The following is a 26,142-nucleotide window of genomic DNA, read 5'->3' as shown; positions in this document are numbered from 1 at the left end:
ATTTCCCAGCGTGTCTGATAGGTCTTAAATCTTACCGCTGCTGGATAGACATTGAAAATATCAGTCGGTAAACCTAAAATGTACATGATTACATCTTCTGCGGTTGCAGTATCAAATACAATGCTGATGTAATCAATCTTAACGGATAAATTTTCATGTGTAGTTATAGTGCATTACTCCTTTCGTATGCCCCGTTTTTTGCGGGGTATAAATTGCATTTTTCTCTTTATTTATCACAGTTTCTAGGTACTATGACATGTATACGCAGGGCGGTGTTACATATACGCCCTTTATGAACGCCTAAAGGCGTTCCCTTTCTTCCTGTGTCTGATCCGTTCTTAACGCTCACGAGCCTTGTAAGGCTCGTGGCTAAACGGAACAGCCCCAGTCAGAAACCTTATTTTCGGTCTGATAGTCTATGCTTATTCATGCTATCAAAATGAAAATACATCTTTTCTATGCTTACTCAAGCGTGTGATTGACCCTAGCGTGCTTAATCACTCTATCTGATACGATAATAACGCCATTAGAATTACTTGTCAAGAAGTTTTTGTTGACTTTTAGATATATATTAAGTATGATATGCTTATAAATACCAAGAAAAGCAATGAAAGGAGTGTTTATACTAAGTCATGGAGCATTACGAAAAGAAAATCAGTTTCTTAGGAGAGAACATACAGACCATAAGAAAGCATAGAGGAATGAAACAACAGGAACTTGCGGACAAAATCGGTATCAATATGCAGAGCCTTTCCAAGATTGAACGTGGCGTGAATTATCCTACCTTTGATACGCTGGAAAAGATAATGGACGTGCTGGGAGTAACACCCAATGAATTATTGTCGGGAGAATGGAAGTATATTGACCACACCGAGCCCTATATCATGGATATTATCAAACGGGAACAAGACTTCAATGTTTCCTTAGATTACCTGTCTGAAAATGAATTTTTCGATGATGAAAAAGAATGCACATTTTACAAGGCATATAAACTCATACAGTATATCCATAACTACATTACCAATGAGGTTACGGAGTTGGAAGAACTTATGGAAATCAAGCAGTTGATACAGCGTCAAAAACTGGAACGCATGATAAAAGTACATAAGGAAATGCGAGGGTTAGACCGATACAGAGAACAGCCCAAAGAGTATAAATACCATGACCCTTATGATGATTGGATATTTCGTCAGCTTGCGGATATAGACAACAGAAACAACATTCCCGACACTTCTCCACAAGTAGACTTCAATGAAGCAGACTATGAAGATTATCTAAAGGCGAAATGGAACAGAGGTCTTTAATTTCCTCTTGCATGGAAGATACAGCAAACAAAAAGCCCAGTAAAGAGTGCAAAGCACCACCAATGGTGGCAAGGCTCTTGACAGGGCTTTTTCTTTTCTGTTGTGGGGTAATCAAGAGGAAGAAAGAAAAAGTGTGCATTTTTGTTCCATAAATGCTAAGGGTATGCTGATTTTTATTGTGGCGGATATATGGAACTGTTATAATATGGATATGAAGAAAGCGACAAATTTGAAAGTGTTAATAATTTTCAAACAGCCTCATTGCATGGAAATAAGAAACAGACTATCCTTAAAGTAGGAGGTGGCACAAATGGCAAATGAAGATAAAAAAGATTTTAATGCTATGTTGCATGATAGTAAGGATATGCCAAAATTTCAAATTATCATAGACCAGAAAAGTATTGAGAAATATGGTGGAAACAAAATGTATTTTGCTCCCCCGATTGACTATGACAAAGTAATGAAAAAAGTTCCGTATGGTAAAGTGATTACGGTTGGAAAAATACGAGAACACTTTGCAAAATTGAGTGGTGCAGATTTTACAGAGCCGATTACAGCGGGTATATTTGTTTCTATTGTAGCGTGGGCGAGTTATCAGCGTTCCGAAGATGAAACACCCTATTGGAGAACATTAAAAGCAAACGGAGAATTAAATGCTAAATATCCAAATGGTATTGAAGCACAGAAAGAAAAATTAGAAGCAGAGGGACATACCATTATTCAAAAGGGGCGTAAAAATATACGATACTATGTAAAGGACTATGAAAATTCTCTTTTTGATTTGAAATAGGCAAATTCTATTTCACAATTTCATATCTCTATACACAAAGCAGTTAGTCTTAGGATTGACTGCTTTTTTCATACCTAAATTTCAGATTGGAGTGATGAAATGGTGTTTGTTAGAGCTGTTCAGTAAGATTATCGGTGCATAAAATTTTATTGTGGTGCAGATATGAAAATGATATAATGTGGATATGAAGAAAGCGACAAACTTGAATTTGTCGAGCTGGTTAGTTCGAGATAATTTTGAGTTTGTTAAGATGTGGTGCACTTGATGGAATCACAGGTACGACATCATATTATGGAGGATGAAATAGATGATAGGTTTGATTGTTGCGAGGTCAAAGAATAATGTTATAGGCAAGAATGGTAATATACCATGGAAAATAAAGGGAGAACAAAAGCAATTTAGAGAGTTAACAACGGGTAATGTGGTTATTATGGGGCGAAAGTCTTATGAAGAAATCGGTCATCCGTTGCCTAATAGAATGAATATTGTTGTTTCCACCACAACAGAGTATCAAGGAGATAATTTAGTTTCAGTTAAATCATTAGAAGATGCATTATTATTGGCTAAAGGACGAGATGTATACATATCTGGTGGATATGGACTATTTAAGGAAGCTTTGCAAATAGTAGATAAAATGTATATCACAGAAGTAGATTTAAATATTGAAGATGGAGATACATTCTTTCCAGAATTTGATATCAATGATTTTGAAGTTTTGATAGGGGAAACACTTGGTGAGGAAGTGAAATATACGAGAACATTTTATGTAAGGAAAAATGAATTGAGTAGATTTTGGATTTAGGGTGTTTTCATAAATATATTGCTTTTTATGCATATATAAATTGTTGTAAGACAAATTCCAGTTTGAAAAGGGGAAATGAAAAAGTGGCAATTTCAAATATAAATACAATTATTAGTAATGATATTCAAAAAGTTTGGAACATTGTTTTAGCTGTTGATAAATATAACTCATGGCGAAGTGATTTGAGCAAAACAGAAATAATAAATGACAAACAATTTATTGAATACACAAAAAATGGATATGCTACTACATTTACCGTTACCGTTGCAGAACCATATAAACGCTGGGAATTTGATATGGAGAATAGCAACATGAAAGGTCATTGGATTGGTGTTTTTATAGACAAAGGGAATGAAACACAAATAGACTTTACAGAAAATGTGATACCTAAAAAGTGGTTTATGAAACCTTTTGTAAAAACCTATTTGAAAAAACAACAAAAGCAATTTGTTCTGGACTTAAAGAAAGCATTGGAATAATAAAATTCAAGATTGGAGGGTTGGAAATGGCTTCAAGTAAAGATTATTTACAATTTGTTTTAGAACAATTATCAGAATTACAAGAAATAACATATCGTGCAATGATGGGAGAATTTATTATTTATTATCGTGGAAAAATCGTTGGCGGTATATATGATGATAGGTTACTTGTAAAACCAACAAAGTCTGCAATTTCTTATATGCCGACAGTTACTTATGAAATTCCATACGAAAACGCCAAAGAAATGTTATTGGTGGAAGAAGTTGATAATAAAGATTTTCTGACGGGGTTATTTGATGTGATGTATGATGAACTACCAACGCCAAAACCTAAAAAGAAAAAATAAACAGCTTCTAGTTTACAATTTCATATCCATATACACAAAGCAGTTAGTTTTAGGATTGACTGCTTTTTAAAAAGACACCATTTAGGTGTAATGATGTCTTTTGGGTGTTATTTTATAGGTCATATCAAGGCTCATTCAATCGTGGTAAATTCGTGGTAAAATGAGTTTTTTCTATACTTCAAAATACTTGAAAGTATAGTGTTTATGCGGATAATCGAAAATTAGATATAAAATTTACACAAAACTTGAAACGGTCTCTTACCTTCTGTCTTTTTATAATCCGTCTCATAAACGAAGCAAAGCCAATGTGCAGCTATCATTGCAATAAGTATACCAGCAACACATAGTAAAATCTTAACTTCTCTTGATTACTCCTCTAGGATATTAAATGCTATTTCCTGTGCTTTTATCCCACTAATTTCATTCGAAGAATCATCATCTAAATATATAGCAAAATATATATTAGTATTTTCTTTTTCGACAAAACCGATGAACCATGCTGTACCGTCTGTTCCCGTTCCTGTTTTTCCATATATTTTTTTTGAATCACTAGCCTCAAGTAACATAATGCTTTTTAGAATTTCTATCTCTGATTTTGTATATATAGTTTCCCCTTCCATAATCTTATGCAAAACTTCCACCTGCTCTATTGGAGAAATCATCAAAGATGATTCAATCCAAAAACCATTAAGTTCTGGGAAAGAGTTCACACCACTTCCACTCCATTCAGATATGTCACAATTTCCATAATCCAATTTGTTTAATTCCTCTTGAATTGTTTCTTGTCCCACCTCATCTATTACTTTTCTAAAGTACCAAATGCAAGAACTTCGAAATGCATCCTCCAGTCTTAAATCGGCATTCCATGCATCAACTGGGTAATTCATTCCATCATACTCCATTTTACTATCCTCTGACGTTATCACTTGATTATGAATTCCTATTAAGGCTGAGATTACTTTGAACGAAGAATTAGGAGATACCCTCGTTCTGCATTTGTCTTCATTATAAAAAGTATATGTATTATTTTCTGAATTCAAAATAACTGCACACCCTTGGATTGATTGAAACGCTTCCGCATAATCTACAGTGACTGTTGTCGGCTGCAGTTCCTCTTCATTCTTCACATCCTCGTTTTCACTTATTTCTTCTTCGGTTTGATTAGTCTGTATTGTCTGTTCCTTTTGATTTGATTGGCTGTTTCCATTCTCTTTTGAACTGCATCCTGACATACTTCCTATAATCAAGCAAGCAGTTATACCCATTATCATACATCGTTTTAGTTTCATCACAAAATCTTCCTTTCTTCTGTAACTTCTTTTAACTTTTACTTCCTAATCCACGAACATTTTTTACATCAACATTCTAAATACAACCATCTTCTCAACCCTCCTTTTATTACATGTGTAAGATTTCAATGTAAAAAAATTTTCCTTTTGAGCGGCTGTTACATCCATGCAAATATTACATCAGTAAGATTTAGAAGTCAAGTTATCTTTATATAAAAAGGCTTCTGCCGGAGGGTATCATACATTTTCGCAAAAGTAATACCTTTTAGCAAAGGCCTATTATTCAGCAGAGTCTCAAAACACCCCTCTGCTACGATATTCAAATGATTCATTCATAAGGCTACAAAACACACATCCATTTTTGCTCCTTAATATCCCACAAACCGCAGAAAATCAAGGTTTCCTTGAAAGCAGACAGACGGTTTCAATATTCCCCTGAACTTTGATTTTATACTGCATAGCGAAAGTGACACTATTAACTTAAGGGTGGGGTAAATACCTTAACCATTTGAAAATTCCTTTTAATGTTACTACTTTACCCTGTCCTCGGCAGGATCAACTGCATACCAATGTTCTGCATTTCGCTTACATTCTAACACAGGTATTCTTTTTGTCACTTCACGTTTCGTGCTTCCATCACTACGAAGAATTTCTCTCCATTCCACTGGTTTATTATAATATTTCATTTTGCCTCCACATTGAGGGCATCCTTCAATATGTATTTTCTCTATGGTCAATCTATTCCCATAACCACTAATTGCAAAATTGAAAAACAAAGGATGTCTCGTTTGCTTTTTAGTAATTCTTCTAAGTGTAAAAAAGATTAAAAATAAAAATACAAATATTATAAAAATAATAGAATATTTCTGCATATCTAAACTTATTGTATTTCCATTCATCCCTCTAAAAAAGCAAACTATACTTTTTACTATTTTGGCAAACGGAAATATTCCTACAATTGCAATAATAGTGCTAATCCATGTTAAAACAGCTAAAGTAAATGGACTACGCCATTTTGGTTCTGGATCATAATTTGCTGTCTTTTGCTTCTCTTCCGAGATATTATTGATAATATCTCCTGCTGCAATTTGAGTTTTTCCTGTAAAATTCACATTTCCATTGAAATTATTTTGCTTATACTCTTCTTTTCTTCTTCTCATATCGTCATCTTCCTTCTCTTTTGCGAAAAAGTATTCCTTTTGCCAAAATGTATACTGATAATTCCGAAAATCTTATCCCTGGGGTAAATCAATTCCCTCATACCCATTCTGCGGAAACTGAAACACACATCCATTTTTGCCCCAAATCGGCGGAAACCTTTGATTTACGGGGCTTTTCTCGTCAGCAGAGCCACTGTTTCAACATGCACCGTGTTCGGAAACATATCTACCTCCCTTACTTTCTGAAGTTCATATCCATTCTCACACAAATACTTCAAATCCCTCGCCAGTGTAGCTGAATCGCAACTCACATACACAATCCTCTCGGGACTCATATCCGTCATCGTACGAAGCAATGTCTCATCACAGCCTTTTCTCGGCGGGTCAACAACAATCACATCTGCATACGCCTTTTCACCGTCATGTTCCCTGGCATAGTTTTCATAGTATTCCGGCAAAATCTCCTCCGCTTTCCCCACAAAAAATTCTGCATTTTCAATTCCATTAATATCAGCATTTCTCTTCGCATCTTCAATCGCCTGCGGAACAATTTCCACTCCATACACTTTTTTCGCTTTCTGCGCCAAAAACAGAGAAATCGTACCAATTCCACAATATAAATCCCAGACCGTTTCCTCACCGGTCAGCCCTGCATATTCAAGAGCATACTGATATAAATTCTCCGTCTGTTTCGGATTTACCTGATAAAATGAAAGCGGAGAAATCTGGTATTTCACATTGCCTATATAGTCTGTGATATATGTCTGCCCCCAAAGCAAGTGAATACTTTTTCCCATAATGACATTTGTATTTTCCTTATTGACACTGTAAGTAATACTCGTCATTCCTTCAATGTTTCGCAGGTTATCCACTAATTTTTCACTGTGAGGAAAATTATCCCCATTTACCACGAGACAGACCATAATCTCTTTTGTCGTAAAACCAAATCGGAGCAACGCATGACGCACAAACCCTTTTCCCGTTTTCTCATCATAGGCACTAATGTGATATTTGTTCATGAAATCCACAATAATTTTCAAAATTTTCCCGTTTTCCTCACACCCCAGTGCACACTCCATATTCGGAATAATCTGATGAGTGCGTCCCGCATAAAATCCGGTTACAATCTGTCCGTTTTTGTCCGTGCCAAACGGAAACTGTGCTTTATTCCGATAATGAAACGGATTGTCCATTCCACAAATTTCTTCCATTACGGAGTCTAAAAATTCTGATGAAAACCCGCCGATTCTCTCTAAATTTCCCCGTACCTTTTTTTCCTTAAACTCCAGTTGCTTCTCATAGGAAAGTTCCTGAATCTGACACCCGCCGCACTGCCTTGCTACAGAACATTTTGCTTGGACTCTGTCTTTTGAAGGCTCTAAAACATTTATCAGTTTGGCATAGCCATAATTCTTTTTCGCCTTCATCACTTTAACTTCCACTACGTCTCCAATAACGGCGTCTTTTACAAATAAAGTATAACCGTCAACCTTGCCTATACCCTCACCATTCACGCCAATATCTTCTATTTTTACTACTGCTGTTTCGTTCTTTCTCATACTTACTCCTTCATTTTGGGACACGGTAAACTTCAATCGGGGACGTAGCATTTCTTCATTTTACTACGTCCCCGTTCACACTTTTTTCACAAACTGGTTCTTCTTAAGTTCGATTCAAACAATCGATTATACCCGATCCATTCGCTTCCCTGTTTATCTTTGAATATTTCTGTTAATGTCTGCATTTTTGCATCTGTGCTGTCCGCGAAATTCAAGGCAACCGCCTCTGCAAGCGCTGGTTTTTTCGGTGAGCCGTATTCCAGTTCTCCGTGATGTGCCAAAATGCAGTGTTTTAGTTCGCTTGCCAATTTTTCCGGGAAACCGTCAATCGTGCGAATTGCATCATGTATCATTTCCACACCGATCACGATATGTCCTAATAACTGTCCATCGTCTGTGTAGTCGTTTTCCGGAAATGCGGATAATTCTTTTGTTTTCCCAATGTCATGGAAGATTGCCGCTGTAAATAATAAATCTTTGTTTAAAATCGGATATGCTCCCACATAGTATTCGCACAGCTTTACAATGCTTAATGTATGTTCTAACAAGCCTCCGGCGAATCCGTGATGTACTGTTTTTGCCGCTGAATGTGCTTTGAATTGTCTGATAAATGCTTCATCATCGACAAAATAATGCTCTAACGCCTTATGCAGATATGGATTGTTTACCTGTCTGATGTATCCGAGCAGTTCATCATACATGACGTCTACACTTTTTTCACTTGTAGGCATATAGTCTGCCGGATTGTATTCGTCCTCAAACGCTTTTCGGATTTGACGGATATTTAACTGCAGTGTGCCGTTGTAACTGATGACTTCTCCAAACACTTCGATGAAGTCCATTTCATCATAGTCTGCTATTCCGCTTGAATTTGGATCCCACACTTTCCCGTCCAGCGTTCCTGTTTTGTCCTGTAGGAGCAGATTATCATACGGTTTTCCATTTCTTGTTTCCGCAGACCGTTTTGTTTTACATAAGTAAATGTCCCTGACTGTCTCCCCTTCATGTAACGTGTTAATATATTTCATTTCTTTCCTCTTTCTTTTCTATTTTTTCTAAAAAACGAATCCCACTACTCTTTACTTCCCACGGTTACGGTAAATTTGATTTCTACATAACCGTTATTGCTTCTTCGTTTTCCACTTAATTCTATCTGTCTTCCCGGCTCGTATTCCAAGATGGCGCTCTGATATGCGTCCTGTGTAGTCACTTTTGTTTTCCCTACACTTGTGATAATGTCTCCACACTGAATACCCGCCTTCATCGCAGGAGAATCCGAATCTACATTCTTAACATACACTCCCTCCGGAAGCCCCTGTTCTTCGGAAATTTTTCCCGTAATCTCCGTCCCTGTAATTCCCACATAGGAAACGCCTCTTCCGTTGGATAAAAGTTCAATCACTGTTTTCAAGTCTGAAATCGCCAGTGCATTCGTTGTAGTTACATTTTCACTGCCGGATAAATTCGGTTTGATCATACCGACAACTTCGCCCGCCGTATTAATTAAAATACCGCTGCCACTACCGCTGCCCGGAATATCAGACAAAATCATTCGGTAATCCCCATCTGCAAAAGACACTTCTTTATCCACTGCACTTGCTATGCCATAACTGATGCCGCTTGTATATCCGAAAGGTTTACCAAGTGCAATCAATGTATCTCCCTGCGTAACAAGGTTGGAATTTCCAAGTGTAAGAGTGCTTACCTGACGTAATGTCGTGCTGTTCATCGCTGCCTTTTTCACACTGAAAATGACGATACCCAAGTTTTTATCCTGTTTTTTTATCTCCGCAGCGTATGTACTTCCGTCACAAAAAGTGCATGTCAGACTCTCCGCATCTTTTAAAACAGAATTATTTGCCAAAATAAGAACTTCCACTCCCGTATCCGCTATTATCGTACCGGATACACTGTTGACCGTGTCGTATGTTTCCTCAATCCACCCTTCTTTTCCGTGAATTCCCCGAACTTCCACGACACTTTTCTCCGCCTTTTTTGCAACTTCAAATAATGCTTCATTCAACTCTTCCTGATTCTGTAATGTCATTTTAGGAATGTTTGCCTGCCCCTGTTCCGTTTCTTCTTTCGGCTGTACATTCTCCTCATCTTTTGGAATGGTAACCTGATTTGTATTTTGATGGAACGCAGATTCTGCCCACGGCTTCAACGCAAAAAATCCGACACATGACATAAGACCGAAAAAGAGTCCGCACGCCGCTATTTTTACCACGCGCCCCGCCAATTTTCTGCCTGTCATCTGCTCTGACTTAATTGTTTCCTGCAAAAAGGAAAATTCTTTATCTTTCTGTTCGTTTGGATCTTCCCGTGGGATTTTGTTTGATTCCGTAGACATATATCGACTCCTTTATTCTCCTTTGTATAGTATACATGATTGATGTTCATTGTTCAATATTTTCCTTTTCATTCCCCTTTAAATAAGGTAAAATGTAATTTATAGGACTTTGTAATTTGCTATAAAAAATTGAGGTAGACTATGAATAAGAAAGCACAATTAAAATTAGAATACAATAAAATTATTGACTTACTGGAAGAGCAGGCTTCTTCTCCAAGCGGAAAAAACCGCTGTAAGAAGTTAAGTCCGATGCTCAATATCGGGGATATTAATCTCGCACAGGAACAGACTGCATCTGCATTTACAAGAATTGTAAAAAAAGGACGTATTTCCTTCAGCGGCTGTTATCCGATAGAAGATTCCCTGATGCGTCTTGAAGTGGGCGGTGTCCTGACATGCAACGAACTTCTTCGCATTGCCAAACTCCTTCAAGTAACAAACCGTGTGAAATCTTTCGGAAGACACGATACAGTGGACGATTTGGAAGATTGTCTGGACACCTATTTTAACCAATTAGAGCCATTGGGAGTTTTATCAAATGAGATTTCCCGCTGTATTTTAGGGGAAGATGAAATCAGTGATGACGCCAGCAGCACTCTGAAACATATCAGAAGAAGTATACAGTTATTAAACGAGCGTGTTCACTCTACGTTAACTTCTCTTGTCAGCGGTTCACTGAAATCCTATTTGCAGGATTCACTCATTACCATGCGCGGCGACAGATACTGTATTCCCGTAAAAGCAGAATACAGAAGTCAGGTCCCGGGCATGATTCACGACCAGTCTTCAACAGGCTCCACTTTATTTATCGAGCCTATGGCGATTGTAAAATTAAACAATGACTTAAAAGAACTTTATGGAAAAGAGCAGGAAGAAATTCAAGTTATTCTCTCCCGATTAAGCGAAGAGGCAGGAGGATATATACAGGAATTGCGTACAAATTTTGCTATCCTTACCGAATTGGACTTCATTTTTGCCAAAGGTATGCTCGCACTTTCCATGAACGCCAGCAAACCTATTTTTAACACGAAAGGATACATTCATATCCGTGAGGGACGTCACCCGCTTTTAGATAAGAAAAAAGTTGTTCCAATCACATTGACTTTGGGCGGAGATTTTGATTTGCTTATCGTCACCGGACCGAACACCGGAGGTAAAACCGTTTCATTGAAAACAGTCGGTCTGTTTACTTTGATGGGGCAGGCCGGTCTTCATATACCCGCCCTTGACCGCTCTGAACTTGCGGTATTCCATGAAGTCTATGCGGATATCGGAGATGAACAGAGCATTGAACAGAGCCTGAGTACATTTTCGTCCCATATGACAAATATTGTTTCTTTCTTGAAAGACGTGGACGAACATTCCCTCGTTCTTTTCGATGAATTAGGTGCGGGAACCGATCCGACGGAAGGGGCTGCATTGGCAACTGCCATTCTCTCTCATTTACATCAGAGGGGCATTCGCACAATGGCTACAACTCACTATAGTGAACTGAAAATATTTGCTCTTTCCACCGAGGGTGTAGAGAATGCCTGCTGTGAGTTCGATGTGGAAACCCTTCGTCCGACTTACCGCCTGCTGCTCGGTATTCCGGGAAAAAGTAACGCCTTTGCCATTTCCGGAAAACTCGGTCTTCCCGATTATATTATCGACGAGGCAAAACGCCAACTTTCCGAACACGATGAATCTTTTGAGGACTTACTTTCCGACCTCGAGGAAAGCAGAAAGACAATCGAGAAAGAGAGAGCGGAAATTGCTTCCTACAAGCAGGAAATCCAGCAGTTAAAATCTCGTGTTGAGCAAAAACAGGTTCGTTTGGACGAGCAGAAAGAACGTATTTTGCGCGAAGCAAACGAGAAAGCCAACGCAATTCTCCGTGACGCCAAAGAAGTTGCCGACGAGACAATGAAAAACTTCCGCAAATTTGGAAAAGAGAATATTTCGGTTGCAGAAATGGAAAGAGAGCGCGAACGTCTCCGCCAAAAGATTTCCAAAACACAGGAAAAATCTTCCATTCAGCCGAAGAAACCGAAAAAGCAACATAAACCCGGAGATTTTAAACTGGGCGAATCCGTAAAAGTATTGAGTATGAACTTAACCGGAACAGTCAGTTCCCTTCCCGACGCCAAAGGAAACCTCTTCGTACAGATGGGTATTCTCCGCTCTCAGGTAAATATTTCTGACTTGGAAATCATTGAAGAGCCAATGACCATCACCGCAAAACAGATGAGAAGAACTTCAAGCGGAAAAATGAAAATGAGTAAATCCCTTTCCGTCAGTCCTGAAATCAACCTGCTTGGGAAAACTGTCGATGAGGCAATCGCGGAACTGGATAAATATTTAGATGACGCCTATCTTGCACATTTAACCTCGGTGCGAATCGTACACGGTAAAGGAACGGGAGCGCTGCGTCAGGGAATTCACAATTATTTAAAACGGCTTAAATATGTTAAATCATACCGCCTCGGTGCTTTCGGTGAGGGCGATGCCGGTGTAACTATCGTTGAGTTCAAATAAAAGAAAAGGAGACACTTATGGTAACAAAACAAAAAATCCTAATTGTAGATGATGATGAAAACATTGCAGAACTGATTTCTCTCTATCTGACAAAAGAATGCTTTGACACAATGATGGTACATGATGGTGAGGAGGCGCTGACTACATTTGATTCCTATCAGCCTAATTTAATTCTTCTCGACCTGATGCTGCCGGGTATCGACGGTTATCAGGTCTGCCGGGAGATACGTGCGAAATCCAACACACCGATTATTATGCTCTCCGCAAAAGGAGAAATTTTTGATAAGGTACTCGGTCTGGAACTCGGTGCGGACGACTATATGATTAAACCGTTCGATGCAAAGGAACTTGTGGCGAGGGTGAAGGCTGTTCTTCGCCGTTACCAGCCTGCCAAGCAGGAGATTCCTGTGGCAGACAAAGGAAAATGTGTAGTTTACCCGGGGATTGAAATCAATCTGACAAACTATTCCGTCACTGTCGACGACCTTCCTGTGGAAATGCCGCCAAAGGAACTGGAACTGCTCTATTTTCTAGCCGCATCGCCAAATCAGGTTTTCACAAGGGAACAGTTATTAGATCAGATTTGGGGGTATGACTACATGGGAGACACCCGAACAGTGGACGTACACATTAAGAGACTTCGCGCAAAAATCAAAGATCACCCTACATGGAGTCTTGGAACAGTGTGGGGCATCGGATACAAATTTGAGGTAAAGTAATATGCGAAGCACCCTCTATTTAAAGTTTATTTTGATTTATATCGCTTTTGGTTTTCTCAGTATTTTTACTGTTGCCACTTTAGGTTCAACTCTCCTTGCAACAAATCTGGAGACAAAGATTGGAGGAGAGTTATATAAAGAAGCCAATTTAATGGGAAAAGAATATCTTCCCGGTTTCTTCACCAATACACTTTCACTAAATGATACGCAGGTGCAGTTGAACGGGTTGACTGCTTATCTGCACGCAGATGTATGGATTACGGACAGAAACGGAAAGCTTCTACTGTCCTCCCACAGTAATCCTTCCACCTCCAGTCCCGCTCAGATTACCGATTTTAATCCGGCTGAGGCAGGAAATGAGCAGTATCTTATCGGAAATTATCATAATTATTTTTCGGAAGAAATGATTACGGTAATCGCCCCGGTAACACAAGGGTTTTATACGAAAGGATATATTTTAATTCACAAATCTTATTCTGATTTGACGGAAACGAAAGATTCGATTTTGAATGTTGTATATATCACTTTGCTCGTAATCTATATTTTGTCGTTCTCTATTTTATTGGGACTGCACTTTTTTATTTACCGTCCCCTTAGAAAAATTACCGAGGCGGCAAAACAATATGCGTCCGGAAATTTGGACCATGAAATACACATCAATACCGATGATGAGGTCGGCTACCTGTCGGCATCTTTAAACTATATGTCCAACCAGTTAAAAGATATGAACAGTTATCAGAAGAAATTTATCGCAAATGTTTCCCACGATTTCCGTTCACCTCTCACCTCCATCAAAGGCTATGTCAATGCCATTGCGGACGGAACCATTCCGGTAGAAATGTATGACAAATATTTAAACATTATCTTATTTGAAACGGAAAGACTTACGGATTTAACACAGGATTTGCTTACTTTAAATGAATTTGACACAAAAGAACTGCTGCTGGACAAAAGTTCTTTTGACATTCACGAGATTATACGTACCACCGCTATCTCTTTTGAGGGAAGATGCACGGCAAAAAAAATTTCCATTGAACTTTTATTTGCCTCCAAAACGATTTTTGTCTATGCGGATAAGCGGAAAATCCAACAGGTTTTATACAATCTCCTTGATAACGCAGTTAAGTTCAGCAATGCGGATTCCAGTATCTATGTGGAAACAACCGAACATGGAGGCAAAGTTTTTGTTTCCGTAAAGGACGCCGGTATCGGCATTCCTAAGAAAAGCATTAATCAAATCTGGGAACGTTTTTATAAGACAGATTTGTCACGAGGTAAAGACAAAAAGGGAACGGGGCTTGGACTTGCCATCGTGAAAGAAATTATCAACGCACACGGAGAAAGTATTAATGTTATCAGCACCGAAGGGGTTGGAACAGAATTTATTTTCTCGCTTTCCAAAAAGTAAAGAGGGAGAAATGTAATTTTCTCCCTCTCTTTTAATATAACATTCTCTTAATTGTTTTCTTATTCATATTATCTTTTGTAACCCAAATAAATCCTGAATCAATAAATGCCTGATTTCCCATTCCAAGTGACGCTCTCGCCGCTGAAATCACTGTAGCATACCCCATCGCATATGGATTCTGCACAATCAGACCGTTCACTTTTCCATCTTTGAGCGCTTGTAACTGGCTTTCTCCACCGTCCACTGAAATAATTTTTAAATCTCTGTCTTCCCCTTCCAACGCTGTCAGCAATTCCTCGTTTGCACTAATATTTGTTGAGAAACAACCTTTTATATTAGGGTTTTTCTTCAACACATACTGAATCGCTTCCGTCTGTGTTATCTCCTCAGGGAGAACATCTTTCTCTCCCTCCTTCTTGTTCTTATTTCTCTCGGAAGCAATCGTCTTCGCTGTTTCTTCCAAGTCATCTAAATGGTACACAAGAGGGACTTTAATATTAGGGTGATTTTCCTGTATCTCTTTTAAAAATCCTTCTTCACGAAGTTTTGCACTTGTGGATTCTTTATCGTGTACAAACAATGCCACTTCACCTGTATCGTCCAAAACAGATGCCAACTTTGTAGCGCCTGTTTTACCGATTTCGCTGTTGTTCGCTGAACACATTGCCTGAATATTTTTGTAATCGCTTCCCGAGTCAAATGCAACAATCGGAATACCATTCTCCGCAGCCAAATCAAACTGCACTTCACAGGCCGTTGAGTCAATAATCGCTATTCCGACAGCAACCGGATTTCTGGCCAGTTCCTCATCTAAAATATTAATCTGATCCTCAATATTCTCACCTTTGGAAGCCCCGCTATAATTTACTTTAATCTTGTCTTCCCCTTTATATCCTAAAGCGGCATTCAAATCTTCCGCCGCTCTCTCTGCTCCCGCTTTTACTTCCTCCCAAAATTCACCGTTATTGCTCTTTCCTATTATAGATATGTAAGAACCTGGTTCAAGTTTGATTCCCGACACATCGCTGTATGCAATTGGATTTAATACATCAAGATTGCTCTGCTTTTCATTTACTTTTCTTCCTTCTTCTTTTTGTATCACGTTCTCTTTCTGTGTGTCTGTTGAGGCACATGAAGAAAATAATACCGCAGTGCAGACTAAGCTTAAAAGCACCTGTAACTTTCTTTTCATCTCTTTATACACTCCTAATTATTTTACATTCTTTTTTTAATAATGTTACTATACACTAATTTTGTGAAAAAAGAATAAATATTTTCTTAATTTTACGATTTGGCAAAGGAAAATTGTACTCACTTGTATACTGTATTCAATTTAGTACAATCTAACCGTTGTTATACTATTGACTGGTGTTTCTTTTTTCCTTATAATCTAAGCGTAGTGAATATTTTAACAAACTAAAGAATTGTGTATAAATACACTCTTCTGGTGACATTATAAAGTAAACATATTTAGGAGGATTTTTAAAATGGAAAAAAACTGGAATGCGAGTTGGGACGGATTTAAACCTGGTCGCTGGAATCGTACATCTGTAAATGTCCGTAACTTTATTCAGGAGAACTACACTCCATATGAAGGAGACGACTCTTTCTTAGCAGGACCAACAGAAGCTACTACAAAACTTTGGGCTCAGGTAATGGATCTCTCTAAACAGGAACGCGAAGCAGGCGGAGTATTAGACATGGATACAAAAATCGTATCTACAATTACTTCTCACGGACCTGGATATTTAAACAAAGACTTAGAGCAGATCGTTGGTTTCCAGACAGACAAACCTTTCAAACGTTCCCTTCAGCCATTTGGTGGTATCCGTATGGCACAGAATGCTTGTCATGAAAACGGATACGAAGTAGACCCTGAAATCGTAAAAATCTTTACAGAATACAGAAAAACACATAATCAGGGTGTATTTGATGCTTACACACCTGAAATGAGACTTGCAAGAAAATCCGCTATCATCACAGGACTTCCTGATGCTTACGGACGTGGTCGTATCATCGGTGACTACCGTCGTGTTGCATTATACGGAACAGACTGGTTAATCGAAGATAAGAAACAGCAGCTTGCTACTTCTTTAGTAAGAATGACAGGAGATAACATTCGTCTTCGCGAAGAATTATCTGAACAGATCCGTGCACTTAGCGACTTAGCTAAATTAGGTGAAATCTACGGATACGATATTACAAAACCTGCTTCAAACGCAAAAGAAGCAATTCAGTGGTTATACTTCGGATACCTTGCAGCAGTTAAAGAACAGAACGGTGCTGCCATGAGTCTTGGACGTACTTCTACATTTATCGATATCTATATCAAACGTGATTTAGACAGAGGATTAATCACAGAAGAACAGGCTCAGGAATACATTGACCACTTTATTATGAAATTACGTCTTGTTAAATTTGCACGTACACCTGAATACAACGCATTATTCTCAGGTGACCCAACATGGGTAACAGAATCAATCGGTGGTGTTGGTGTTGACGGACGTCCACTTGTTACAAAAACATCATTCCGTTACTTACACACATTAGACAACTTAGGAACTGCTCCGGAACCAAACTTAACAGTTCTTTGGTCAACACGTTTACCACACGCATTCAAAGAATACTGTGCTAAGATGTCAATCAAGTCATCTTCTATCCAGTATGAAAATGATGATTTAATGCGTCAGACTCACGGAGATGACTACGCAATCGCTTGCTGTGTATCTTCAATGAGAGTTGGTAAAGAAATGCAGTTCTTCGGAGCACGTGCAAACCTTGCAAAATGTTTATTATACGCTATCAACGGTGGTATTGATGAAAAACTTAAAATTCAGGTTGGACCAAAATACCGCGCAGTAGAAGGCGATGTTCTTGATTACGATGATGTAATGCAGAAATTCGACGACATGATGGAATGGTTAGCAGGACTTTATGTAAATACATTAAATATCATTCATTATATGCATGATAAATATTCTTACGAAAAACTTCAGATGGCTCTTCATGACAGAGATGTAAAACGTTACTTTGCTACAGGTATCGCAGGACTTTCTGTAGTTGCCGACTCATTAAGCGCTATTAAATACGCTAAAGTAACACCTGTAAGAGATGAAGACGGATTAGTTGTAGATTACAAAGTAGAAGGAGATTTCCCTAAATACGGAAACAACGATGACCGTGTTGACGAAATCGCAGTTGACATCGTTCGTTCATTTATGGACAAAGTAAGAAAACACCACACATATCGTCACGGTGTTCCAACAACTTCTATCTTAACAATTACTTCTAACGTAGTATATGGTAAGAAAACAGGTAACACACCTGACGGAAGAAAAATGGGAGAACCATTAGCACCGGGAGCAAACCCAATGCACGGACGTGACTCTCACGGAGCATTAGCATCTCTTGCATCAGTTGCTAAGATCCCATTCAGACATGCTCAGGACGGTATTTCAAATACATTCTCAATCATTCCTGGAGCATTAGGAAAAGAAGACCAGATTTTTGCAGGAGATCTTGACTTAGACAGAATCGAAGAATGCGGAAATCAGGCTTGTAACATTCCAAACATTATGGAAAGCATTGACAACGAATAGTAGATAAAACAATATAGGAGGTAATTACTATGGCAGTAAATCAGCAGCAGATTGATAATTTAGTAAATATGTTAGACGGTTATGTAGAACAGGGCGGACACCACTTAAACGTAAATGTTTTCACAAGAGAAACATTATTAGACGCTCAGAAACACCCTGAAAACTACCCACAGTTAACAGTTCGTGTTTCAGGATACGCAGTAAACTTTATTAAATTAACAAAAGAACAGCAGGACGACGTTATTTCACGTACATTCCACGAAGGCATGTAAGCGATAAAATTCAGACGTTAATCAAACCGGGCAAATTCATGCTTGCATGAGGATTTGTCCGGTTTTGCATTAACGGAGTGGACGCACGTATACGAGCAAAATAGTCGTGTAGCGACGGAATAGCCCGACAGGGCGTTTTGCGAGTAAGCGCGGACACTTTTTATCGCGCATGAATATATACGAGCAAAATAGTCGTGTAGCGACGGAATAGCCCGACAGGGCGTTTTGCGAGTTATTAGCATACAAAATACGAGGAGGTTTTATCATGACAAAAGGTTATATCCACTCTATTGAGAGTTGTGGGACGGTTGACGGACCGGGAATCCGCTACGTTGTTTTCCTGCAGGGTTGCCCGATGAGATGTCAGTATTGTCACAACCCTGACACTTGGAAAGTAAATACAGGCGAACAGCACACTGTTGCGGAAGTATTGGAAGGCTTTTATACAAACCGTCCGTTTTACCGCAATGGCGGCGTGACCGTTACAGGCGGCGAACCGATGATGCAGATGGATTTCCTTATCGAATTATTCACTCAGTTAAAAAAAGACGGAATTCACACCTGTATAGATTCCTCAGGAGTTATGTTCCAGCCTGAAAATGAAGTCTTTATGAATAAATTAAATATTCTGCTTGGACTTACTGATTTAGTCATGCTCGACATCAAACACATTGATGACGAAAAACATAAAGAATTGACAGGACACTCAAATAAAAATATTCTTGCTTTCGCAAAATATCTTGACGGGAAGAACGTCCCTGTATGGATTCGTCACGTTGTCGTTCCGGGCATTACACTGTACCAGGAATATTTGGAACGCTTGGGTAAATTTATAAGTACCTTAAACAACGTAAAAGCGCTCGACGTTCTCCCATACCACTCCATGGGAAAAGTAAAGTACGATAATCTGGGTATGGACTACCCACTGAAAGACACCCGCGAGGCAACGAAAGAAGAGGCGGCTGCGGCCAAAAACATTATTCTTTCCGCCTATAAAAAAGGCAAAAAGGAAAACTTGTATTAAATTCAGAGCATAAATTCTCTTGTATCTTTCTTTGTTTTGTATTAAAATAGGAACTATAAACGGTGAAACTATTTACCAAACGAAAAGGAGGATACATACTATGGCACACGTAATTAGTGATGAATGTGTAAGTTGTGGTGCTTGCGAAGCTGAATGTCCAGTAGGAGCAATCTCACAGGGTGCTGACCACTACGAAATTTCTGCTGACGCTTGTGTAGACTGTGGTGCTTGTGCAGCGCAGTGTCCAACAGGAGCAATTTCTGCTGAATAATATAAAATCGTATAGTGAGCAACAGTCTAAAGAGGGTATTGCAAAGGCAATGCTCTCTTTTTTATGTTCTCTCAAATCTTCACGAATATTGTCAAAACTTGCGGTCAAAACTTCCCTATTTTCCCTATATTCTGTGGTATGATAAATATGTCTTAAAACGATATAGAACAACTTAGGAGGCGATTATATGGGCGAAGTCCATTATATGATTTCCGAGGCGTCAAAACGTGTCAACGTAGAGACTCACGTTCTGCGCTATTGGGAAGAAGAACTGGAACTCCCTATCGGGCGTACGGAAATGGGGCATCGGTACTATACAGAAGAGAACATACAATTATTCCGTTGTATCAAGGAACTGAAAGAACAGGGAATGTTTTTGAAGGACTTAAAAGCAATGATTCCCGACATTATTCGCCTGAAAGAACAGAAAATGTCACAGGCAAAAAACATGCACGAGGTAACGGTTTCCAAAGCCGAAGTTGTACAGGATCATAAACGTGAACAGGTACAGGCACTTCTTGGACAGGCTTTTCAAAATATTCTTGCGCAAAACAATAAAATATTAGAAGAATCTGTTACAAGAGCAGTGAGTGACAAGGTGACAAAAGAAGTCGGTTTTCTCCTGCAGGCAAAAGAACGGCAGGAAGAAGAGCGTTTCAAAAAACTGGATTCCCTTATTCGCCAACAGCAGACATTGCGAAAAGAAGCAGGAAAATCTCCCGCAAGAAAATTAAGACGACTGTTAGGCGCCGGAGAAGTCTAAAAAATGGGTACATAACACCATTTGTTATGTACCCGTTTTTGTATTAATTTTTATTTCACTCTTCTTTTTCTAACTACAAATCCAATGCCTGCAATAGCACATAATCCGATAAGTCCCCACAATGCAATAGGTGCTGTATCTCCTGTTTTTACAGGACTATTAGGGTTGTTGTTGCCTCCATTTGTATTTCCGCCATTATTTCCACTGTTACTTCCATTATTGTTATTGCCATTATTGTTATCTCCGCTTCCGTCCGGATTCGGCGGAGTAATTGTTTCTGATTTAACAGTTACTTTAATTGTTGCAGAAATATTATTTGGATTTGTAATATTGTCTTTTAATTCTAGTTTTCCTTTCAGTGTGTAAACACCGTCTTCTTTTTCGTTGTAATCGCCTTTCTGCCATTTAACTGAAAGTTCTTTGTTTAAACCTGATTCTAACTGTACCATAACTGTTTTTGGTAAATTTAACTTATCAAAAGCAGTTCCTTTTTCTACCGTTAATCCTGCAGGTTCTGATACACTTACGATTACCTGTTCTTCTTTTTCTTCGCTGAATACAAATGCAAACTGTGCCGGAAGTGACTGATGTCCCTCATTGTCGAATGCAATGATTTTTACTACATATGTCTTGTCTTTTTCAAGACCTGCCAAAGTGAACTCTTCTTTATCTGTTGTTCCTTTTTTCACACCGTCCACATATACTGTGTATCCTGCTGCTTCTGTGCCTGCCGGCGCTTTCCATGTTAATTTTACACTGTCTTTTCCGATAACCGTTTTTACAATATCTGTTACGGAAGGAAGTGTGTTGTCTGCATTTGGATCTGTTGTTGTCACATGATTTACTTCAATTGCTTTCGCTGATTTTCCGCCTTCATTTACTGCGTAAATCTTGAAGTTATATGTTGTTCCCGGTTTCAATCCGGTTACTTTTACAAATGTATCTGTTGCTTCTGCCTTCACGTTATGCTCTTCATCTACGATTTCGTAAGATGTTGCTCCGCGAACTGTATCCCACTCTAATGCAACCAACTTAGATTCAACAAGAATTGCTTTTCCTGTTTCATCTGTTACGACAGGAGCCTGCGCTTTTCCAAGCGCTTTAATTGCATCTGCCAAATCTTTCTGCGCCTTATCAACTTCTTCCTGTGTCGCAGCGTCTTTATTCATTACTTCAACGGCTTTATCGTAAACTTCTTTAAATGTTGCCCATTTATCTTTTGCGTATGCATCTTCAGAAAGTTTTGACGCCTCTGTAATTGTATCCTGTAATTTAGATTTGTCTACTTTAACACTCTCCACAGGTGAGAAGATTTTTAAATAATCAAGGTTTGCCTGATTTTTTCCGTCTCTCGCTTTTACAACGCACTTAATTGTATGCTCTGCATTTGTAAGATTTTTATTAGAGTATACCAATGACTGCGCCACATCATTTCCATCAAGGGAAACATTATCCTGTACTAAATTACCGTCAATATATACTGCAAAACTTGCCTGTGTTGTATTTTTATGGCTGTAAACTTCAATTCCCGTTCCTGTGAATTTGTATTCAAAGTAAGTGCCTACGGCATCTGCTCCGCTTCCGGTTTCTGTTTTCGTTCCGCCGTGATGCTTTGTTTCACCAGCCCATGTAGTCCACGTTCCATTCCATGTGATTTTATCGTTTCTGGTACCTGTGCTGCCATTTTTTGTTCCATCTTCCACAACTGTTTCCTGAACTTCATTATTTTTCTTAATGGCAACTTTTAATGTCATCTCTCCTTTTTTCGATGCATCTGCTTTTGATGTTGCTGTAATTTTCACATCACCGTTTTGCTCTTTTACAGTTACAACACCTTTTTCATCTACCGTTGCAATCGAATTGTCTGAAGATGACCATGTTACACTCTTATCTTTAGCGTCTTTTGGCAACACTTCTGCTTTCATCTGTACAGTGCTGTTTGCTTTTCCTACTGTTGTGATACCTGATACTGTAGCCACTTTTACAGAAGAAGGTTTTACAGTTGTACTGTCTAATACGTTGAAAGCATCTAATTCTACTTTTGTAGATTTTCCTTCACCCTGGCTGCTCTTATTTAATACTTTTAAAGTAATTGTATGTTTCTCAGGTTTTTCAGACAAATCTTTCTTTGTGAATATAGTCTGCTGACGTTTTGTCTGTGCACTGTATGTATCCACTTCTCCATAGGACTTGCCATCGATCAATACTTCTATTTTCCCTCTGTCATGGTTTGTACAGGTAATAACTTCAATGCCTGTTCCCACAAATGTAAGTGAAGCCGTTTCGCCTCCCTGTGGTGTGTTCAAATATTTGATTGTACCATTGTAGTTTACGTCTTCTTTCCAGTCTCCCCATGCTCCCTGATATACCACACGGCTGTCGGTATCATCAATCATGCCTGCCATATCACTCATATCGTTTACGGAAACGAACTCTGATTTCTTTGATTCCTGACCGGCAACTACCGCTGTAATCTGGTATTTCATTGCTCCCAGTCTTTTATCTGCAGTAATGTCTTTGTAAGAGTTTGTTTTTACATCACTTGCGATTAACTGTACGTCACCATTTTCTACTTTGCGGTATACGTTAAATGTTCTTCCTTCAGTTTTTGCTTCGTCCCAAGTTAAATCTACGCTGTTATCGTCCACTCTCTCTGCTGCAAGACCTGTCGGTGTTTCTACACCCTCAGGAATATTTTTAATTGTGTATGTCTGACCTTTTGTTGTCTCAAATGAAATTCTGTCTGCTGAAACCGGTTTTACATCTACTACTTTTCCGTTTTCATCTAAAACAGTAGCCAAAGAAGCATTTTTTACCTGTACAGTTGCCGTTCCGCCATTGTTAGATAAAATAGTTGCCTCTGTTACATTTTTGTCAGCCCATTTCATGCTTACTTCAAAGTTACCGCGTGCAACAAGACCTTTTACGCTTCCGTTTGCCCACACGTCAGGTAACGAAGGAAGCATGTTGATATATCCCATGTTGCTCTGCAATAACATTTCTGACACGCCTGATGTCATACCAAAGTTTCCGTCAATCTGGAATGGTGTGTGTGTATCCCAAAGGTTTGGATAGATACCGTCATTAAATAAATTCTGAATTAATTTGTGTGCCTGATTTCCGTCTCCGGTTCTTGCCCACGCATTAATTCTCTGTCCCATTCCCCAGCCTGTACTCTTTTCTCCTCTTTCTTTCAGAGAAACGATGGCTGCGTCCATAAATTCCGGATTGTCTACAGAAATCAAGTCTCCAGGGAAAAGTCCGAGTAAATGTGACATGTGTCTGTGTCCTTTTTGTCCCATACTTCCTAATGTTGTTTCTGTATACCATTCTTTAATCTGACCGCTGTCACCAATCTCGATTGGTTTTAATTTAGCCTGTCTTTCACGCCACTGTGCTGCCTTATCCTTGTCTACATTTAAAATTTCTGCAGCTGTAGCCGCATCTTCGTATAATTGCCAGATCAATGACTGCTCATATGTATTTCCCGCTGTAACCGGTCCGTGTTCAGGAGAATATGCCGGTGCGGAAACAAGTCTTCCTGTTTTCGTATCCTCAATCAAAATCTGATCATATAACAATGCCGCCTCTTTTAACATCGGATAAATATGTTCTTCCATATATTTTACATCGCCTGTATATTCATAGTATTCCCAACAGTTCTGTAAAATCCACGGAAGTGCAGCCGGTGACCAGCCCCAACTGAAATCCCAACCCGGACAAGTCCAGCCAAACGGTGTATTCTGTGTATGTGCGGTAAATCCGCCGTTTTCCACACCGAAATATGTTTTTGCGGTTACTTTTCCCGGTTCAACAAGGGAATTAATATAATCTACAAGCGGAGTCGCACACTCTGCCATATTTGTAGAATAAGTCGGCCAGTAATTCATCTGTAAGTTTACATTCATATGGTAGTCTGATGCCCACGGAACTCTGGTATGGTCACCTACACGGTTCTGCCATACTCCCTGTAAGTTGGAAGGTAAATCGCCTGCTCTTGAAGAAGCGATTGTCAAATATCTTCCGTACTGGAACAGCATAACTTCCAATGCACGGTCTTCTGCCGCCGTGTTTTTCTTTGCCTTGTAATCATTTAACAAAACATCTGTCGTTTTTGTTGGAACACTCTGGCCCAAATCCAAATCTACACGGTCAAAAATTTCCGTATAGTCAGCGATATGATCTTCTTTTACTTTCTCGTATCCCTTTTTGCTTGCTTTATCAATTGTCTTCTGTACACTGTCGTTTAACTGTTCTTTTGTCTCGCCTGTGCGGTATTTTGGATAATCGTTTTTGTAATCCGTATCCGCTGAAACATAGACAGTTACTTCTGAAGCGTTGGCAACATGAAGTTTATCTCCGTCTTTCGCCTCTACAGTACCATTCTCCGTCTCCACTTTCAGTTTTCCGTTCAGTTTTAACTGGTTATCCTGCATTTCTCCAGCAACTGTAATCGTATTATCCTTAACCGTTGTCTGTACATCTTTTCCCAGTTTTTTACCTGTAACACCTTCTGCGTTATCAATCGGGAATGAAATGTCTAAGTTTAATTTTTCATTGCCGTCTGCAGTAAATTTCATCGCCAATACGTTATCAGGATAACTGACAAAGTATTCTCTGTGCATCTTTGTATTTTTGTAATCAAAGTCAACTGATGCCACTGCATTTTCCATGTTTAAATCACGGACATAATTTTTCGCCTGACTTTCATCAAACTTAAAATCAACATAAATATCTCCCCATGACTGGTAAGCGCCGTAACCTGCAACTTCTCCCGTTAATTTCTTTGCAAGTTCATTTGCTTTGGCATCTTCGCCCTTCTTATACAACTCGATAATTTCCTTATATACGTCAGACATTTTCTTTCCATTGTCCGCTGTATCTTTATTACCGCCTTTGTAATTCGGTCTGCTTGTACTTGGACCACCGTTCCAAAGTGTCTTCTGGTTAAATGTCAGTCTTTCCTTACCGATTTCACCATAAACATTTGCTCCCATAAAACTGTTTCCAATCGGAAGTGTATGCTGCTGCCATGTGTTGTCTTCTGCCGTCGTGCCAAAACTTCCGCCATTTAAAATATTCTTCCCTTTTGACGCAGGCTCGTCGTACCGGAGACGCAGTCCGCTTTCTTTTTTCGGCGTCTCTTTTGTTGCCTCTGCCTGTGTCGAAAATGGAATAGAAGTCGCAGTTAATGTGAGCGCACATAACCCTGCCAAAACTTTTTTCAAATTCTTCCTTTTCATATTATTTCCTTCCTTTTTATATTGTTTGAGAATACTATTTTAAGTATATCTCTGCACAAAAATTTATGATTTGCATTTTTTACTTGTTTTTTTTCATTATTTTCTCTTATTTGTGATATTTTACCAGTTAATCACGATTATAATTATACAGATTTACTAATTTATAGTTTTATAGTTCTTATTTTTTATGAAAATATGCTTGTCATATTTCTTTTTAAAAACAGGCTGTATAAAAATCTTTAA

General features: G+C 38.8%; 20 protein-coding genes and 1 pseudogene. 13 read left to right on the top strand and 8 right to left on the bottom strand.

The window, feature by feature from the left end:
* A pseudogene (locus ACYQ35_RS01225) lies at positions 1-137 on the bottom strand (replication initiation factor domain-containing protein); the annotation flags it as partial.
* Positions 138-632: 495 nt separating this feature from the next.
* Between ACYQ35_RS01225 and ACYQ35_RS01220 the strand changes: the two are divergent.
* The 5 genes from ACYQ35_RS01220 (at position 633) to ACYQ35_RS01200 (ending at position 3,722) form a co-directional block, all read left to right on the top strand.
* Positions 633-1,304: a helix-turn-helix domain-containing protein gene (locus ACYQ35_RS01220; protein ID WP_002322214.1), complete on the top strand. Its 672-nt coding sequence runs from the start codon at positions 633-635 to the stop codon at positions 1,302-1,304.
* Between the two features lie 310 nt (positions 1,305-1,614).
* The gene (locus ACYQ35_RS01215) at positions 1,615-2,094 is read left to right on the top strand and encodes an MGMT family protein (RefSeq protein ID WP_002322212.1); all 480 of its coding nucleotides are present in this window, start codon (positions 1,615-1,617) and stop codon (positions 2,092-2,094) included.
* Positions 2,095-2,401: 307 nt separating this feature from the next.
* On the top strand, positions 2,402-2,896 hold the full coding sequence (gene dfrF, locus ACYQ35_RS01210; RefSeq protein WP_002322211.1) for a trimethoprim-resistant dihydrofolate reductase DfrF: 495 nt from the start codon (positions 2,402-2,404) through the stop codon (positions 2,894-2,896).
* An 83-nt stretch (positions 2,897-2,979) separates the two neighbouring features.
* Complete coding sequence (locus ACYQ35_RS01205; RefSeq protein ID WP_010775277.1) at positions 2,980-3,375, top strand: SRPBCC family protein; 396 nt, start codon at positions 2,980-2,982, stop codon at positions 3,373-3,375.
* Positions 3,376-3,401: 26 nt separating this feature from the next.
* Entirely contained in the window at positions 3,402-3,722 is a 321-nt protein-coding gene (locus ACYQ35_RS01200; protein ID WP_004612621.1) for a TfoX/Sxy family protein, read from the top strand.
* Positions 3,723-4,090: 368 nt separating this feature from the next.
* Here the strand turns inward: ACYQ35_RS01200 and ACYQ35_RS01195 are convergent, their stop codons facing one another.
* The 5 genes from ACYQ35_RS01195 to ACYQ35_RS01175 all read right to left on the bottom strand — a co-directional run bounded on the left by ACYQ35_RS01195 (position 4,091) and on the right by ACYQ35_RS01175 (position 10,083).
* Complete coding sequence (locus ACYQ35_RS01195; RefSeq protein ID WP_022113188.1) at positions 4,091-5,011, bottom strand: penicillin-binding transpeptidase domain-containing protein; 921 nt, start codon at positions 5,009-5,011, stop codon at positions 4,091-4,093.
* 530 nt (positions 5,012-5,541) lie between these two features.
* Positions 5,542-6,171 (bottom strand): hypothetical protein, encoded by a 630-nt coding sequence (locus ACYQ35_RS01190; protein ID WP_459829335.1) that lies wholly within the window; start codon positions 6,169-6,171, stop codon positions 5,542-5,544.
* A gap of 164 nt (positions 6,172-6,335) precedes the next feature.
* Positions 6,336-7,730, bottom strand: a complete 1,395-nt coding sequence (gene rlmD / locus ACYQ35_RS01185) for a 23S rRNA (uracil(1939)-C(5))-methyltransferase RlmD (protein WP_459829332.1) — start codon at positions 7,728-7,730, stop codon at positions 6,336-6,338.
* 86 nt (positions 7,731-7,816) lie between these two features.
* Positions 7,817-8,758 (bottom strand): 3'-5' exoribonuclease YhaM family protein, encoded by a 942-nt coding sequence (locus ACYQ35_RS01180; RefSeq protein ID WP_009462166.1) that lies wholly within the window; start codon positions 8,756-8,758, stop codon positions 7,817-7,819.
* A gap of 44 nt (positions 8,759-8,802) precedes the next feature.
* On the bottom strand, positions 8,803-10,083 hold the full coding sequence (locus ACYQ35_RS01175; RefSeq protein ID WP_459829328.1) for a S1C family serine protease: 1,281 nt from the start codon (positions 10,081-10,083) through the stop codon (positions 8,803-8,805).
* A 141-nt stretch (positions 10,084-10,224) separates the two neighbouring features.
* On the opposite strand from ACYQ35_RS01175, the gene ACYQ35_RS01170 reads away from it, so the two are divergent.
* Genes ACYQ35_RS01170 through ACYQ35_RS01160 form a run of 3 tightly spaced genes read left to right on the top strand, consistent with a single transcriptional unit; the run spans position 10,225 to position 14,727 of the window.
* Complete coding sequence (locus tag ACYQ35_RS01170; RefSeq protein ID WP_459829325.1) at positions 10,225-12,600, top strand: endonuclease MutS2; 2,376 nt, start codon at positions 10,225-10,227, stop codon at positions 12,598-12,600.
* Positions 12,601-12,617: 17 nt separating this feature from the next.
* On the top strand, positions 12,618-13,319 hold the full coding sequence (locus ACYQ35_RS01165; RefSeq protein ID WP_009462172.1) for a response regulator transcription factor: 702 nt from the start codon (positions 12,618-12,620) through the stop codon (positions 13,317-13,319).
* 1 nt (position 13,320) lies between these two features.
* Entirely contained in the window at positions 13,321-14,727 is a 1,407-nt protein-coding gene (locus ACYQ35_RS01160; protein WP_009462174.1) for a sensor histidine kinase, read from the top strand.
* Positions 14,728-14,758: 31 nt separating this feature from the next.
* Here ACYQ35_RS01160 and ACYQ35_RS01155 read toward each other — a convergent pair whose 3' ends face one another.
* Positions 14,759-15,919 (bottom strand): substrate-binding domain-containing protein, encoded by a 1,161-nt coding sequence (locus ACYQ35_RS01155; RefSeq protein ID WP_459829321.1) that lies wholly within the window; start codon positions 15,917-15,919, stop codon positions 14,759-14,761.
* A gap of 295 nt (positions 15,920-16,214) precedes the next feature.
* On the opposite strand from ACYQ35_RS01155, the gene pflB reads away from it, so the two are divergent.
* From pflB to ACYQ35_RS01130, 5 genes are all read left to right on the top strand, one after another.
* On the top strand, positions 16,215-18,326 hold the full coding sequence (gene pflB / locus ACYQ35_RS01150; protein ID WP_009462178.1) for a formate C-acetyltransferase: 2,112 nt from the start codon (positions 16,215-16,217) through the stop codon (positions 18,324-18,326).
* A gap of 29 nt (positions 18,327-18,355) precedes the next feature.
* Entirely contained in the window at positions 18,356-18,598 is a 243-nt protein-coding gene (grcA3, locus tag ACYQ35_RS01145; protein ID WP_009462180.1) for an autonomous glycyl radical cofactor GrcA3, read from the top strand.
* Positions 18,599-18,863: 265 nt separating this feature from the next.
* Entirely contained in the window at positions 18,864-19,622 is a 759-nt protein-coding gene (gene pflA, locus ACYQ35_RS01140) for a pyruvate formate-lyase-activating protein (protein ID WP_009462182.1), read from the top strand.
* Positions 19,623-19,722: 100 nt separating this feature from the next.
* A complete protein-coding gene (locus ACYQ35_RS01135) occupies positions 19,723-19,893 on the top strand; it encodes a DUF362 domain-containing protein (RefSeq protein ID WP_009462184.1) in 171 nt (56 codons plus the stop codon).
* Positions 19,894-20,080: 187 nt separating this feature from the next.
* Entirely contained in the window at positions 20,081-20,656 is a 576-nt protein-coding gene (locus ACYQ35_RS01130; RefSeq protein ID WP_009462186.1) for a MerR family transcriptional regulator, read from the top strand.
* Positions 20,657-20,706: 50 nt separating this feature from the next.
* Here the strand turns inward: ACYQ35_RS01130 and ACYQ35_RS01125 are convergent, their stop codons facing one another.
* A complete protein-coding gene (locus ACYQ35_RS01125) occupies positions 20,707-25,899 on the bottom strand; it encodes a glycosyl hydrolase family 95 catalytic domain-containing protein (RefSeq protein WP_459829314.1) in 5,193 nt (1,730 codons plus the stop codon).
* Between the last annotated feature and the right edge of the window lie 243 nt (positions 25,900-26,142).

This window comes from Faecalimonas hominis, assembly GCF_054660755.1.
Note: the sequence above shows the minus strand (reverse complement) of the source record. Positions and strands in the feature narration are given on the sequence as shown.

Bases quoted from the DNA above. Each gene is read 5' to 3' on its own strand.
- ACYQ35_RS01190 (WP_459829335.1), bottom strand. From the start codon at position 6,171: ATGAGAAGAAGAAAAGAAGAGTATAAGCAAAATAATTTCAATGGAAAT.
- ACYQ35_RS01175 (WP_459829328.1), bottom strand. From the start codon at position 10,083: ATGTCTACGGAATCAAACAAAATCCCACGGGAAGATCCAAACGAACAG.
- ACYQ35_RS01165 (WP_009462172.1), top strand. From the start codon at position 12,618: ATGGTAACAAAACAAAAAATCCTAATTGTAGATGATGATGAAAACATT.
- pflA (WP_009462182.1), top strand. From the start codon at position 18,864: ATGACAAAAGGTTATATCCACTCTATTGAGAGTTGTGGGACGGTTGAC.
- ACYQ35_RS01160 (WP_009462174.1), top strand. From the start codon at position 13,321: ATGCGAAGCACCCTCTATTTAAAGTTTATTTTGATTTATATCGCTTTT.
- ACYQ35_RS01170 (WP_459829325.1), top strand. From the start codon at position 10,225: ATGAATAAGAAAGCACAATTAAAATTAGAATACAATAAAATTATTGAC.
- ACYQ35_RS01220 (WP_002322214.1), top strand. From the start codon at position 633: ATGGAGCATTACGAAAAGAAAATCAGTTTCTTAGGAGAGAACATACAG.
- dfrF (WP_002322211.1), top strand. From the start codon at position 2,402: ATGATAGGTTTGATTGTTGCGAGGTCAAAGAATAATGTTATAGGCAAG.
- grcA3 (WP_009462180.1), top strand. From the start codon at position 18,356: ATGGCAGTAAATCAGCAGCAGATTGATAATTTAGTAAATATGTTAGAC.
- ACYQ35_RS01155 (WP_459829321.1), bottom strand. From the start codon at position 15,919: ATGAAAAGAAAGTTACAGGTGCTTTTAAGCTTAGTCTGCACTGCGGTA.
- rlmD (WP_459829332.1), bottom strand. From the start codon at position 7,730: ATGAGAAAGAACGAAACAGCAGTAGTAAAAATAGAAGATATTGGCGTG.
- ACYQ35_RS01130 (WP_009462186.1), top strand. From the start codon at position 20,081: ATGGGCGAAGTCCATTATATGATTTCCGAGGCGTCAAAACGTGTCAAC.
- ACYQ35_RS01125 (WP_459829314.1), bottom strand. From the start codon at position 25,899: ATGAAAAGGAAGAATTTGAAAAAAGTTTTGGCAGGGTTATGTGCGCTC.
- ACYQ35_RS01195 (WP_022113188.1), bottom strand. From the start codon at position 5,011: ATGAAACTAAAACGATGTATGATAATGGGTATAACTGCTTGCTTGATT.
- ACYQ35_RS01135 (WP_009462184.1), top strand. From the start codon at position 19,723: ATGGCACACGTAATTAGTGATGAATGTGTAAGTTGTGGTGCTTGCGAA.
- ACYQ35_RS01215 (WP_002322212.1), top strand. From the start codon at position 1,615: ATGGCAAATGAAGATAAAAAAGATTTTAATGCTATGTTGCATGATAGT.
- ACYQ35_RS01180 (WP_009462166.1), bottom strand. From the start codon at position 8,758: ATGAAATATATTAACACGTTACATGAAGGGGAGACAGTCAGGGACATT.
- ACYQ35_RS01200 (WP_004612621.1), top strand. From the start codon at position 3,402: ATGGCTTCAAGTAAAGATTATTTACAATTTGTTTTAGAACAATTATCA.
- pflB (WP_009462178.1), top strand. From the start codon at position 16,215: ATGGAAAAAAACTGGAATGCGAGTTGGGACGGATTTAAACCTGGTCGC.